General features: G+C 70.1%; 11 protein-coding genes. 4 read left to right on the top strand and 7 right to left on the bottom strand.

Annotated elements, in window-relative coordinates; genetic code table 11:
- Positions 1 to 4 precede the first annotated feature (4 nt).
- A complete protein-coding gene (locus ABZS69_RS23440) occupies positions 5 to 1,252 on the bottom strand; it encodes a sugar ABC transporter substrate-binding protein (RefSeq protein WP_355376047.1) in 1,248 nt (415 codons plus the stop codon).
- 170 nt (positions 1,253 to 1,422) lie between these two features.
- Here ABZS69_RS23440 and ABZS69_RS23435 point away from each other — a divergent pair, with 170 nt between their 5' ends.
- Positions 1,423 to 2,175, top strand: coding sequence for an FCD domain-containing protein (locus ABZS69_RS23435; protein ID WP_355376045.1), 753 nt, complete (start codon positions 1,423 to 1,425; stop codon positions 2,173 to 2,175).
- Between the two features lie 117 nt (positions 2,176 to 2,292).
- On the opposite strand, the gene ABZS69_RS23430 is transcribed toward ABZS69_RS23435, so the two are convergent.
- On the bottom strand, positions 2,293 to 3,483 hold the full coding sequence (locus ABZS69_RS23430; RefSeq protein ID WP_355376043.1) for an FAD-dependent oxidoreductase: 1,191 nt from the start codon (positions 3,481 to 3,483) through the stop codon (positions 2,293 to 2,295).
- 207 nt (positions 3,484 to 3,690) lie between these two features.
- Between ABZS69_RS23430 and ABZS69_RS23425 the strand changes: the two genes are divergently transcribed.
- Complete coding sequence (locus tag ABZS69_RS23425; protein ID WP_355376041.1) at positions 3,691 to 3,900, top strand: TOBE domain-containing protein; 210 nt, start codon at positions 3,691 to 3,693, stop codon at positions 3,898 to 3,900.
- Between the two features lie 154 nt (positions 3,901 to 4,054).
- Positions 4,055 to 5,542, top strand: a complete 1,488-nt coding sequence (locus ABZS69_RS23420) for an aldehyde dehydrogenase family protein (protein ID WP_355376038.1) — start codon at positions 4,055 to 4,057, stop codon at positions 5,540 to 5,542.
- 136 nt (positions 5,543 to 5,678) lie between these two features.
- Here the strand turns inward: ABZS69_RS23420 and ABZS69_RS23415 are convergent, their stop codons facing one another.
- Positions 5,679 to 5,900: a hypothetical protein gene (locus tag ABZS69_RS23415; RefSeq protein WP_355376036.1), complete on the bottom strand. Its 222-nt coding sequence runs from the start codon at positions 5,898 to 5,900 to the stop codon at positions 5,679 to 5,681.
- Positions 5,901 to 6,027: 127 nt separating this feature from the next.
- On the opposite strand from ABZS69_RS23415, the gene ABZS69_RS23410 reads away from it, so the two are divergent.
- Positions 6,028 to 6,546 (top strand): helix-turn-helix transcriptional regulator, encoded by a 519-nt coding sequence (locus ABZS69_RS23410; protein ID WP_355376033.1) that lies wholly within the window; start codon positions 6,028 to 6,030, stop codon positions 6,544 to 6,546.
- Positions 6,547 to 6,594: 48 nt separating this feature from the next.
- On the opposite strand, the gene ABZS69_RS23405 is transcribed toward ABZS69_RS23410, so the two are convergent.
- The 4 genes from ABZS69_RS23405 to kdpB are packed head-to-tail and all read right to left on the bottom strand — an operon-like array spanning position 6,595 to position 12,727.
- Complete coding sequence (locus ABZS69_RS23405; RefSeq protein ID WP_355376030.1) at positions 6,595 to 7,263, bottom strand: response regulator; 669 nt, start codon at positions 7,261 to 7,263, stop codon at positions 6,595 to 6,597.
- Positions 7,260 to 9,797 carry a DUF4118 domain-containing protein gene (locus ABZS69_RS23400; RefSeq protein ID WP_355376027.1) on the bottom strand — a complete coding sequence of 846 codons (2,538 nt, stop codon included), beginning with the start codon at positions 9,795 to 9,797 and terminating at the stop codon, positions 7,260 to 7,262. Before ABZS69_RS23400 ends, ABZS69_RS23405 begins: the two co-directional genes overlap by 4 nt.
- A 1-nt stretch (position 9,798) precedes the next feature.
- Positions 9,799 to 10,629, bottom strand: a complete 831-nt coding sequence (locus ABZS69_RS23395; protein ID WP_355376023.1) for a potassium-transporting ATPase subunit C — start codon at positions 10,627 to 10,629, stop codon at positions 9,799 to 9,801.
- A 1-nt stretch (position 10,630) separates the two neighbouring features.
- Positions 10,631 to 12,727: a potassium-transporting ATPase subunit KdpB gene (gene kdpB / locus ABZS69_RS23390; protein ID WP_355376021.1), complete on the bottom strand. Its 2,097-nt coding sequence runs from the start codon at positions 12,725 to 12,727 to the stop codon at positions 10,631 to 10,633.
- Position 12,728 lies beyond the last annotated feature (1 nt).

Raw genomic sequence — 12,728 nt, 5'->3', positions numbered from 1 at the left:
CCGCTTACTTGGCCTCGTCGTCCAGGAACTTCTGGAACGCGGCGTTGGCCGTGTCTGTGGCCGCGGCGGCGTCCTTGCCGGTGATCGCGTCGACGATCGGCTGGCCGACGATCTCGCGGGACTCGGCGACCTTCACGACCAGCGGCCGGTCATGGCCCACCCCGGCCTTGGTGCTGGCCGCGATGGCCTCCACCAGGTCCTTCGGGAAGGTCGAGGTGCTCTCCGGGTCGGCCCAGACGGAGCTGCGGGCGCCCGGCACGCCGGACTTCTGCTGGGCGAGCGTCTGCGCCTTGCTGGTGGCCCACTCGATGAACTTCCAGGAGTTGCCCGCGTTCTCCGAGCTGGAGTTGATGCCCAGCGCCCACGACGGGATGTTGTACGGCTTCGACCCGGCCGGGCCGGCCGGGAACGGCGCGAAGCCGACCTGGTCGGAGACCTTGGACTTGGCCGGGTCGGTGGCGTTCTTGTAGAGCGAGTTGGCCTCGGTGTAGAAGGCGGCCTTGCCCTGGGTGAAGATGGCCATCGCCTCGGGCCAGCCCATGTCGGTGCTGACGTTCGCCGGGCCGGAGTCCTTGATCAGGCCACCGTAGAAGGCGTACGCCTGCTTGGCCGCGTCGCTGTTGACCGCGGCCTTGCCGCCGCCGTCGACGAAGTCGCCGCCGAAGCTGTAGAGGAAGCTGGAGAACTGGGTGACCGCCGCCGACTTGCCGGTACGGGCGACGAAGCCGGCGACGTCCGGCTCGGCCGCCTTGACCTTGGCGGCGGCGGCCTTCAGCTCGTCGAGGGTCTTCGGCGGGGCGCTCAGCCCGGCCTTGGCGAGCAGGTCCTTGCGGTAGTAGAGGACTTCCTGCTCGGTGATGATCGGGACGCCGACCGGCTTGCCCTCGTACGTGGTGGCCTCCACCGGGCCGGCCTGGAAGTCGGCGAAGTCCCAGTCCTTGCCGGCCTTCACCTGGTCCGACAGGTCGGCCAGGTACTTGTTCTTGGCGAAGAGCCTGCCCTCCTGCAGGGGGCGGTACATCATCACGTCGATGTCCGACGAGCCGGCGTTCAGCTTGACGTTGTACTGGTCGGAGAGCTGGTCCTCGCCGAGCTGGGTGATCTCGGCCTTGAGCCCCGTCTGCTTCTCGAACTCGGGCAGCGCCTGCTTGATGTTCTCGGTCCACACGTGGTTGGCCAGGGTGACGCGGATCGTCTTGGACCCGCTGTCGCCACCGCCGCCACAGGCGGACAGGCCCATGGCGACAACCACGGCCAGAGATGTACCGAATATCGATTGACGTCGCACGTCATCCCGCCTTCCTGTCATGGCCGTCGCCCCCGGAAGAGCGACACACGCTCGTAACATCTGCTTAGTGCCGGGATGCTAGGCCAAAAAAGCTGACTTATTCAAGAGTTGGCTCCGACTGATATGCTCTATTTGTGAATCAGTCCACCGCGGGGGGCGCCCCCACCCGGCACGCCCCTGCCGAGGCTGGGCTGCACGCACGCGTCCTCGACCACCTCGGCACCGCCATCTGCAGCGGCGACGTGCCCGCCGGTTCCGTCCTGAGCATCGAAGACCTGGTCGACCGCTACCAGGTCTCCCGCTCGGTGATCCGCGAGGTGCTGCGGGTGCTCGCGTCCATGGGGCTCGTCGAGACCCGGCGCCGGGTCGGGATCATGATCCAGGCCGCCGGGGTGTGGAGCGTCTTCGATCCGCAGGTGATCCGCTGGCGGCTCGCCTCGGACGGGCGGATGGCGCAGCTGCGCTCGATCACCGAGCTGCGGACCGCGATCGAGCCGTACGCCGCCTGGCTGGCCGCCGAGCGGATCGACGACGACGAGGCGAGCGAGCTGGTCGGGCTCGCGGCCAAGATGTGGGCCGCCGGGAAGGCCGGCGACGAGGCGCGCTTCCTCACTCTGGACATCGAGTTCCACCGGCGCGTGCTGGCCGCCTCCGGCAACGAGATGTTCGCGAAACTGCAGCTGATCGTCGCCGAGGTGCTCGCCGGCCGGCACCACTACCACCTGATGCCCCACCACCCGGACGAGCAGGCGTTGCAGCTGCACACCGACGTGGCCCAGGCGATCCAGCGGCGCGACGGGGAGCGGGCCAGGGAGGCCATGGTGAGCATCATGGAGCAGGGGTTCGCCGAGATGAAGTCGATCTGGGAGCGGACCGCCGAGCTGTGACGCCCACGCGCCGGACGGCGCGACATCTCCGGAGTGCGGGCCCTCGCCCCCGGCGTCAACGTCTTCGAGCTGGACCGTCCTGGTGGCCGGGGTTGAGGCGCAGCTCGCGCGGGGACGTCACGCCAGCATTCCCTTCCGGGTGATCGAGAAGCGTGAGATGTCGTGCGGCGTCCCGCCTTCGAAGAGGAGCTGGTAGAGGATCTCGCCGATCAGCGGCACCATCTTGAACGCCCACCCGGCGGTGAACACCGCGATGTCCGGGTGGCAGGGGAGCTGGTCCAGGATGTACATGTTGTCGACGGCGTTGGTCTGCAGGCACGTGCCGGTGAAGTTGGGGCGCGTGTCCACGCCGACGCAGTGGCCGGCGACGAACTCGGCGGTGCGCTCCAGCTCGCTGCCGGCCGGGAGCAGCCGCCGCCGGTCGGGGTCGGTGATCACGTTGACCGCGTTGTCCACCGCGATCCGCACCGCGTCCGGCGGTCCCCACGGCAGGGCGGGGAAGCCGTAGAACAGGTTCGACAGGGCCGGGTCGCCGTAGGTCGGAGCGCGGAACTGGAACCACATGCTGGGGAAGCGCGTGCCGGGCGGGCCGGGGTCGCTCGCGAAGTAGCCGTAGCCCATCTCCCAGATGCCGAGCCGCAGCCGCAGGTCGAGACTGGCGAGCACGTCGTTGGTGTAGGCGCCGCAGGCGACGACGCACTTGCGGGCGGTGACCTTCTCGTCCTGCCCGATCGTGACGACCACCCCGCCGGCGCGGCCGGCCAGCGCGGTGACGCGGGCGTGGGGGCGCACCTGCCCGCCGCGTTCGACGGTCAGCCGGCGCAGGGTGCGCAGCACCAGGGGTACGTCGATGCAGCCGTTGTCCGGCGCGTACAGCCCGACGAAGGTCTCGGGCAGCCGCATGAACGGGTATTCCCGCTGGATCTGCGCGGCGGCCAGGACGCGGTATTCCATCTTCAGCCGCTTGAGGTTCTTGATCGGGTCGAGCAGGTTGCCCTCCGGGCCCATCGCGTACGTCGGGTCGCCGAAGTTCAGCAGGCCCGACATCAGGATGAGCCGCTCGCCCGCGTCGAGCTCCAGGTCCTGCCAGCTCCGGATCGAGGTCTTGGCCAGGTCGGCCATGAAATCCTCGGTGTACATGGTGCGGAACATGCGGGTCAGGTCGTTGGAGCTGCCCGACTGGTTGAAGAGGTTGAAGCGTTCCAGGACCAGGACGGAGCGGCCGGCCCTGGTGGCGTGGTACGCGGCGGCGAGCCCGACGGGCCCCGCGCCGACCACGACGAGGTCGTAGTCATGATTTTCCGTCACGCGTCCTCCGTGGGGGTACACCAACGCGTCAGTGACTCATGGTAAATTCCTGACCACTAAAAGTCACTGTCAAGTGATGCTCGGCGATCTGCCGGCCCGTCACCCGGCCACCGCCGCCCGCGCCTGAGAAGAATCCCGCTGACTGGACTTGACCGCGCCGCTCGCGGGCAGACGGCTGACAGGTGAAGGACGAGAGAGGGGCGCATCATGCGGTTGAGCGCGCGTAACAGGATTCCGGCCCGGGTGACGGGGATCACCAAGGGCGAGGCGGCGGCGAACGTGGAGTTGGACGCCGGCGGCGTGCGGCTGGTGGCGACCATCACGGTGGAGGCCGTCGAAGAGCTCGGACTGCGGCCGGGCAGCGAGCTGGTCGCGGTGATCAAGGCGTCCGACGTGATCTTGGCCGTCGGAGACTGAACCGGGACATCCCGCCTCGGCGCCGCCGGCGTGCCCCTTGCCTTCTGCCGCCGTCAGTAGTCTCATAGGGACTACCAAGCGCCAGCTCGGTCGACCGGGCCAGGCCAGGCCGGTCCCGGGCGGGCGCACGTTCATCGAGAGGAAGCCGACGCTGATGACGGTGACCTTGGACAAGAGCGTCGAAGACTTCGTGGCGACGCCTCGGCAGCTCTTCATCGACGGCCGGTGGGTGGACGCCGCCTCCGGCAGGACCTTCGCCACCCCGAACCCCGCCACCGGCCGGCCGCTCGCCCACGTGGCCGAGGCCGACGCCGAGGACGTCGAACGCGCCGTGCGGGCCGCCCGCCGCGCCTTCGACGGCCCGTGGTCGCGGCTGACCCCGTCCGAGCGCGGCCGGCTGATCTGGAAGATCGGCGATCTGATCCTGGAGCACGCCGAGGAGCTGGCCCAGCTCGAATCGCTCGACAACGGCAAACCGCTGGCCGTGGCCCGGGCCGCGGACATCCCCCTGTCCGCCGACATGTTCCACTACATGGCCGGGTGGGCGACGAAGATCGAGGGCAACACGATCACGCCGTCGGTGCCGTACATGCCCGGCGCCGCCTTCCACGCCTACACCCTGCGCGAGCCCGTCGGCGTCGTCGGCCAGATCATCCCGTGGAACTTCCCGCTGCTCATGGCCGCCTGGAAGCTCGCGCCCGCGCTGGCCACCGGCAACACCGTGATCCTCAAGCCGGCCGAGCAGACCCCGCTCACGGCGCTGCGGCTGGCCGAGCTGATCGCCGCGGCCGGCATCCCCGACGGCGTGGTCAACGTCCTGCCCGGGTACGGCGAGACGGCCGGAGCGGCGCTGGCCGCCCACGACGGCGTGGACAAGGTGGCCTTCACCGGCTCCACCGAGGTCGGCAAGCTGATCGTGCACGCGGCGGCGGGCAACCTGAAGAAGGTCAGCCTGGAACTGGGCGGCAAGAGCCCCAACATCGTCTTCGACGACGCCGACCCCGAGCTCGCCGTGCAGGGCGCGGCCAACGCGATCTTCTTCAACCACGGCCAGTGCTGCGTGGCCGGCTCCCGGCTGTTCGTCCAGCGCAGCCACTTCGAGCAGGTCGTGGAAGGCGTGGCCGACATCGCCCGCGGCATCAGGCTGGGCTCCGGGCTGGAGCCGGACACGCAGATGGGTCCGCTGGTCTCCGACGAGCAGCTGCGGCGCGTGACCGGCTACCTGGACTCCGGGCGCAGCGAGGGGGCCCGTACGGTCGTCGGCGGGGCCCGCCACGGCGAGGAGGGCTACTTCGTGCAGCCCACGGTGATCACCGACACCCGCCCCGACATGAAGATCGTCCGTGAGGAGATCTTCGGCCCGGTCGTGGTGGCCTCGCCGTTCTCGGATCTGGACGAGATCGCCGCCCAGGCCAACGACACGACCTACGGGCTGGGCGCGGGCATCTGGACCCGCGACATCTCCAAGGCGCACGCCCTGGCGGGCAAGCTCCGGGCGGGCACCGTCTGGATCAACTGCTACAACGTCTTCGACGCGGCTCTGCCGTTCGGCGGCTACAAGCAGTCCGGCTGGGGGCGGGAGATGGGTCACGAGGTGCTGGAGGCGTACACCGAGGTCAAGGCGGTGTGCACGCAGCTGTAGAAGGAGCCTCCCGGGCTCGGGATTGGCGGACCCGGGAAACGAGGGGTGGGCGCGGGCGGCGTGCCGCCAGGCGGGAACCTGCAGGCCGCCGGCCGCGCCCACCTCTTCTGCCGGGTGGGCGCGCGCCCGGAAAGGGTCAGGGCCGGCCGTCGGCGGTCTCGACCCAGCTCAACACGACGAACGGGGCGGCGCACGACGGATGGTGGACCCGGCCCGTCGTGACCCGGTAGGGGGCGCTGCGCGTCGGGCTGTCCGGCTCGAAGACGACGACCTCCACGATGCCGACGTCCTGGTCGATGTGGGTCAGCATGCCGTCGTAGGGGCCGCCGACGCAGATGGCGTTCGGGGCGGGCTTCATCCGGGGCCACGCATCAAGGCGCCGGCCTCCTCGTCCCTCACAAAGCAGCCCTCCGCAGCCGTGGCTAGTCCGTCTGAGACTACTTGGTGGCCTCCTGAACGCCGCGACTGGCCCTACCCTTGAGTGTGTGGATTCTCGCGCGTTGTCACTCACCGAGTGGGTCGTGCTCACGCTCGTGGCGGAGGGGCCCACGCACGGCTTCGCCGTGGCGAGGCTCACGGCTCCCACCGGTGCCGTCGGCGCGATCTGGCAGGTGCCGCGGCCCCGGGTCTACCGGGCGCTCGATCGGCTCGCCGACCTGGCCCTCATCGAGCCGTGCGGCGAGGAGCCGGGGCAGGGCGGTCCGCGGCGTACGGTTTTCACCACGACGGCGGCCGGGAGGTCGGCCGTGGACGGGTGGCTGATGTGCCCGGTCGAGCACATCCGCGACATCCGCACCGAGTTCCTGACCAAGTTCGCCCTGCTCCAGCGATCCGGCGCGGACCCGCGCCCGCTGCTGGACGCGCAGGCCGAGCGCATCGAGCCGATCATCGTCCGCCTGAGGGCGCAACGCGACCAGGCGCAGGGCTTCGACCACGTCGTGGCCGCCTGGCGGTATGAGACGGCCGAGGCGGCACTGCGCCTGATGCAGACGGCCCGGCACTGAACCCGGACCTGACACGAACACCTCGCGAACCCGCCCTTGCCGTGGCGGTCACGGCGTGAAGCGGTAGCCCATGCCCGGTTCGGTGATCAGGTGGACCGGGTGGGCCGGGTCGCGTTCGAACTTCTTGCGGAGCTGGGCCAGGTACTGGCGCAGGTAGTGGGTCTCCTTGACGTGCTTGCTGCCCCACACCTCGGTCAGCAGGTAGCGCTGGGGGATGAGCTTGCCGGGGTTGCGCAGCAGGATCTCCAGGATGTGCCATTCGGTGGGGGTGAGCCGCTGGCCGCCGGAGACGGTCTTGCCGACGAGGTCGACCGTGTGCTCGCCGATCTGGATGCTGGCGAGTTCGGCCTCGTGGATGGCGGCGCGGCGGGAGACGGCGCGGATGCGGGCCAGGAACTCCTCGATGCTGAACGGTTTCGTCACGTAGTCGTCGGCGCCGGCGTCCAGGGCGTCGATCTTGTCCTGGTTCCCGGCCCGGCCGGACAGCACCACGATCGGGATCCGGGTCCAGCCGCGCAGGCCGTGGATGACGTCGACGCCGTCGATGTCGGGCAGGCCGAGGTCGAGCACGACGAGGTCGGGATGCCATTCGGCGGCTTGGCGCAGCGCGGAGGAGCCGTTCTCGGCGACGGCGACCTCGTACTGGCGGGCGGCCAGGTTGATGCGCAGGGCGCGCAGGATCTGCGGTTCGTCGTCGACGACGAGGATCTTGGTCATGCGGTCACCGCCTGGGATGAGATGGGCATCTGGACGGTCATGGTCAGACCTCCCCCTGGTGTCTCTTCCGGTACGAGCGTGCCGCCCATGGCCTCGGTCAGCCCTCGGGAGAGCGCGAGCCCGAGGCCGACACCGGTGCCGTTGTCGCGGTCGCCGAGTCGCTGGAACGGCTGGAAGACCCGGTCGCGGGCCTCGGGCGGGATGCCGGGACCGCGGTCGACGACGCGGATCTCGACCTGGGCGTCGTGCCAGCTGGCGGTGATGAGCACCTTCTGGCCGGCGGGGCTGTAGCGGACGGCGTTGGTCATCAGGTTGACCAGGACGCGTTCCAGCAGCGCGGGGTCGGCGACGATCTCGGGGAGCTCGATGGAGATGTCGCCCTCGATGCGGTCGCGTACCGGCCCGAGGTCGTCGATCGCCCGGGGCACGACCTCTTCCAGGGCGACGGGCTGGAGCGCCAGGCCGAGCACGCCGGCCTGCAGGCGGCTCATGTCGAGCAGGTTCTCCACCAGCCGGTCGAGCCGGGCCAGGGATTCGTGGGCGGTGTCGAGCAGTTCGTCGCGGTCTTGGGGAGACCAGTCGATGTCGGGGCTGCGCAGGCTCTCGACGGAGGCCTTGGCGGCGGCCAGCGGGGTGCGCAGGTCGTGGCTGACGGCGGCGAGCAGGGCGGTGCGCATCTTGTCGGCCTCGGCCAGCGGCTTGGCCTGTTCGGCCTCCGCCTCCAGGCGCTCCTGCCGCAGCGCGACGGCGGCCTCGGCGGCGAACGCCTCCAGCACGCGCCGGTCGCTGGCGTCCAGCAGCCGGCCGCGGGCGGCCAGGACGAGCCGGTCGCTGATCTGCACGTCGGTGTCGGCCGTGCCGGGGTTGGTGCACGGGGCGTGGCCGGTGGTGGCGATGATGCGCCAGGCGGCGGGCTCGGACTGGTCGTCCGGGGTGGGCTCGCCGAGGCGTTCGAGCAGGGTGACCGAATCCAGTCCGAACGTCTCGCGCAGGCGGCCGAGCAGCGAGGGCAGCGCGGCCTCGCCGCGCAGCACGTGCCCGGCCAGCGTGGACAGCGCCTCGGCGTCCGCGCTGGCGCGGGCGGCCTGTCTGGTACGGCGGGCGGCGATGTCCACGATCGTGCTGACCGCGGCGGCGACCAGCACGAACACGACCAGGGCGAACAGGTTCTCCGGGTCGTTGATGGTGAACTCGCCGATCGGCGGCGTGAAGTAGTAGTTGAGCAGCAGCGACCCGCCGATGGCGGCGGTGATGGCCGGCCACATGCCGCCGGCCAGGGCGACCCCGACGGTCAGGCTGAGGAAGAACAGGATCTCGCTGGGCAGCGACAGCACATCCCTGAACGGCGCGAGCAGGGCGGTGAGCAGCGGCATCCCGGCCACCGCCAGCACCCAGCCGGTCAGGCGGCGCTTCCTGGTCAACGCGGCCCGGGAGCGTTCGGGACGCCTGCGCCCCTGTTTGGCCTCCTCGTGGGTGATCATGTGGACGTCGATGGAGCCGGACAGGGCCGTGGTCTCCACTCCGACGCCGCGGGAGAGGATCTGGGCGAAGCGGCCCCTTCTGGAGGCTCCGAGGACGAGTTGGGTGGCGTTGACGCCGCGGGCGAAGTCGAGCAGGGCCTGGGGGATGTCGTCGCCGACGACCTGGTGGTAGGTGCCGCCCATGCTCTCGACCAGCGTGCGCTGGCGAGCCAGGTTGGCCGGGTCGGCGCCGGTGAGCCCGTCGGAGCTGGTGACGTGGACGGCCAGCAGGTCGGCGCCCTTGGTGCGGGCGGCGATGCGCGCGGCCCGGCGTACCAGGGTGTCGCCTTCCGGGCCGCCGGTCAGGGCGACGACGACGCGTTCGCGGGTCTCCCAGGTGGTGGCGATGCCGTGCTCGGCGCGGTAGTGGTCGAGCTGGTCGTCGACTTTTCCCGCGACCCAGAGCAGGGCCAGCTCGCGCAGGGCGGTGAGGTTGCCGACGCGGAAGTAGTTCGACAGGGCCGCGTCGACCTTTTCCGGCATGTACACGTTGCCGTGGGCCATTCGGCGGCGCAGCGCCTCCGGCGACATGTCGACCAGCTCGACCTGGTCGGCCCGGCGTACGACCTCGTCGGGGACGGTCTCGCGCTGCGGGATGCCGGTGATCTCCTGGACGACGTCGTTGACGGACTCCAGATGCTGGATGTTGACCGTGGAGATGACGTCGATCCCGGCGTCGAGGATGTCGTCGATGTCCTGCCAGCGCTTGACGTTCCTGGAGCCGGGCACGTTGGTGTGGGCCAGCTCGTCGATGAGCGCGGTCTTCGGTTTGCGCTGGATGAGGGCGTCCACGTCCAGCTCGGTGAAGGTGGCCCCGCGATAGACCAGCGTCTGGCGGGGGATCACCTCCATCCCGCCCAGGAGGGCCGCGGTGCGGGGGCGGCCGTGGGTCTCGACGAAGCCCACGACCACGTCCCGGCCGCGTTCCAGTCCGCGGCGGCCCTCGCTGAGCATCGCGTACGTCTTTCCCACCCCGGGCGCGGCGCCCAGGTAGACCCTCAGCCGCCCCCTCATGTCACCTCCTGTCGAGTGCGAGGTTGAGTTCGAGCACGTTGACGGCGGGTTCGCCCATGAAGCCGAGTGCCCGGCCGGTGGTGTTCTCGTCGATGAGCGTCTTGACCTGGTCCAGGGGCAGGCCGCGTTCCTTGGCCACGCGGGGGGCCTGGAGTTCGGCGTAGGCGGTGGAGATGTGCGGGTCCAGGCCGGAGCCACTGGCGGTCACCGCGTCGGCGGGCACCCGCAGCTGCTTCACGTCGCCGCGCACGGGCACGGTCCGGCCCGCGGCGTAGTCCTCGCCCGGCTTGGCGCACTCCACTTTCAACCCCTGGTAGCCGGCGATGAAGGGGGTGGCGGGGCAGGCCTGGTTGACGCTGACCGCCCGGCCGGGGAAGACCTTCAGCACCGCGCCGACCCCGTCGGAGGTGCAGTACGGGCGGGCGCCGCTGACGCCCTCCAGCTCGCCGACCGCTTTGGAGCGGGCGCAGACCTGGGTGAGCAGCGACTGCTTGCCCTCGGCGCCGGGCACCGCCAGCACGTCGATGATGTCTTCGGGGCCGAGGTTGCTGGCGCCGGTCGAGGCCGGATCGTAGCCGCCGGCCGACGGGCGGGACTGGAAGTACTTCCCGACCGCCTTGCCGTCGGTGTCGGTGAAGGACTGGCCGATGAGCGCGCTGCCCACGTCCTTGCCGCCGGCCTGCACGATCGAGCCGTTGGCTTTGTGGTTGAACAGCACTTGGGCGAGGCCGGTCACCGCCAGCGGGTAGATCAGGCCGAGCAGCACGGTCAGGACGGCCACCGCTCTGATCGCGGCCAGATGCCGGCGCAGCCAGCTAGGTAGACGTTCCATGTCACGACATCCCCGGAAGGAATTGGATGAACAGATCGATGAGCTTGATGCCGATGAACGGCGCGATGATGCCGCCCAGGCCGTAGACGTAGAGGTTGCGGGAGAGCAGCGTGGAGGCGCTGGAGGGCCGGTACCGCACCCCGCGCAGCGCCAGCGGGATCAGCGCGATGATGACCAGGGCGTTGAAGACGACCGCGGACAGGATCGCCGACTGCGGGCTGGCCAGGCGCATGACGTTCAGGGCGTCCAGGCCCGGGTAGACGGCGGCGAACATGGCCGGGATGATCGCGAAGTACTTCGCGATGTCGTTGGCGATGGAGAACGTGGTCAGCGCGCCTCTCGTGATGAGGAGTTGCTTGCCGATCTCGACGATCTCGATCAGCTTGGTCGGGTTGGAGTCGAGGTCGACCATGTTCCCGGCCTCTTTGGCGGCGCTGGTACCGGTGTTCATCGCGACGCCGACGTCCGACTGGGCCAGGGCGGGGGCGTCGTTGGTGCCGTCCCCGGTCATCGCGACCAGCCGGCCGCCCTGCTGTTCCTTGCGGATGAGGGCGAGTTTGTCCTCGGGGGTGGCCTCGGCCAGGAAGTCGTCCACGCCGGCCTCGTCCGCGATGGCCTTGGCGGTCAGCGGGTTGTCACCGGTGATCATGACGGTGCGGATGCCCATGCGGCGCATCTCGTCGAAGCGCTCGCGCATGCCCTGCTTGACCACGTCCTTGAGGTGGATCACCCCGAGGACGCGGCCCTGCTCGGCGACGACCAGCGGGGTGCCGCCGGAGGCGGAGATGCCGTCCACGAGGTGGCCGACCTCGTCGGTGGGGTGGCCGCCCTGATCGCGTACCCACTTCATCACCGCGGTGGCGGCGCCCTTGCGGACCTGCCGCTCGCCCAGGTTCACCCCGGACATTCGGGTCTGGGCGGTGAACTGCACCCATTCGGCGCCGTGGATCTCCCGCTCGCGCAGCCCGTGACGTTCCTTGGCGAACACGACGATCGAACGCCCTTCGGGGGTCTCGTCCGCCAGGCTGGACAACTGGGCCGCCTCGGCCAGCTCGGCCTCGGTGACACCGGCGACCGGGACGAATTCGGAGGCCTGCCGGTTGCCCAGGGTGATGGTGCCGGTCTTGTCCAGCAGCAGCGTGGACACGTCCCCGGCGGCCTCCACCGCACGCCCCGACATGGCCAGGACGTTGCGCTGGATCAGGCGGTCCATGCCGGCGATGCCGATGGCGGACAGGAGCGCGCCGATCGTGGTCGGGATCAGGCAGACCAGCAGCGAGACCAGCACGATGCCGGTGACGCCGTCGGCGTTCAGCGCGATCGAGTCGGCCACGCCCGGGTTGATGGCCTTGGAGTAGATGGCCAGCGGCTGCATGGTCGCGGTGGCCACCAGGAAGATGATGGTCAGGGCGGCGAGCAGGATGTTGAGGGCGATCTCGTTGGGGGTTTTCTGCCGGTTGGCACCTTCGACCAGGGCGATCATGCGGTCGATGAAGCTTTCGCCGGGCTTCTGGGTGATCTGCACGATGATCTGGTCCGACAGCACCTTGGTGCCGCCGGTGACGGCCGAGCGGTCGCCGCCGGACTCGCGGATCACGGGGGCGGACTCGCCAGTGATGGCTGATTCGTCCACCGAGGCGATGCCCTCGACCACGTCGCCGTCGCCGGGGATGATCTCGCCGGCTTCGACGATGACGAAGTCGCCCTGCTGCAGTTCGGGGGCGCGGACCACCTCCCAGTCCGTGGCCGTGCGGCTGGTGAGCCGGCGGGCCTGGGTGTCGGTCTTGGCCTTGCGCAAGGTCGCCGCCTGGGCCTTGCCGCGGCCTTCGGCGACGGCCTCGGCGAGGTTGGCGAAGAGGACGGTCAGCCAGAGCCAGGCCACGATGGCCCAGGCGAAGAACGACGGATCGACGATGGCCAGGACGGTGGTGAAGGCGGCGCCGACCTCGACGATCAACATCACCGGATTGCGCCACAGCGTGGCCGGGTTGAGCTTCTTCAACGCGTCCGGCAGCGAGGCCAGCATCTGTTTGGGGTCGAGCAGACCGCCGCCCACGCGGCCGTTCCGCTTGGATGCCTCAAGCGCGGGGGTTGACATG

It is taken from the genome of Nonomuraea sp. NPDC005650, from assembly GCF_040605375.1.
Taxonomy (GTDB): Bacteria; Actinomycetota; Actinomycetes; order Streptosporangiales; family Streptosporangiaceae; genus Nonomuraea.
This window is presented reverse-complemented; position numbering and strand designations above follow the sequence as displayed.

Coding starts and splice junctions, on each gene's coding strand:
- ABZS69_RS23400 (WP_355376027.1), bottom strand. CDS start 9,797: ATGAGGGGGCGGCTGAGGGTCTACCTGGGCGCCGCGCCCGGGGTGGGA.
- kdpB (WP_355376021.1), bottom strand. CDS start 12,727: ATGTCAACCCCCGCGCTTGAGGCATCCAAGCGGAACGGCCGCGTGGGC.
- ABZS69_RS23420 (WP_355376038.1), top strand. CDS start 4,055: ATGACGGTGACCTTGGACAAGAGCGTCGAAGACTTCGTGGCGACGCCT.
- ABZS69_RS23425 (WP_355376041.1), top strand. CDS start 3,691: ATGCGGTTGAGCGCGCGTAACAGGATTCCGGCCCGGGTGACGGGGATC.
- ABZS69_RS23395 (WP_355376023.1), bottom strand. CDS start 10,629: ATGGAACGTCTACCTAGCTGGCTGCGCCGGCATCTGGCCGCGATCAGA.
- ABZS69_RS23405 (WP_355376030.1), bottom strand. CDS start 7,263: ATGACCAAGATCCTCGTCGTCGACGACGAACCGCAGATCCTGCGCGCC.
- ABZS69_RS23415 (WP_355376036.1), bottom strand. CDS start 5,900: ATGAAGCCCGCCCCGAACGCCATCTGCGTCGGCGGCCCCTACGACGGC.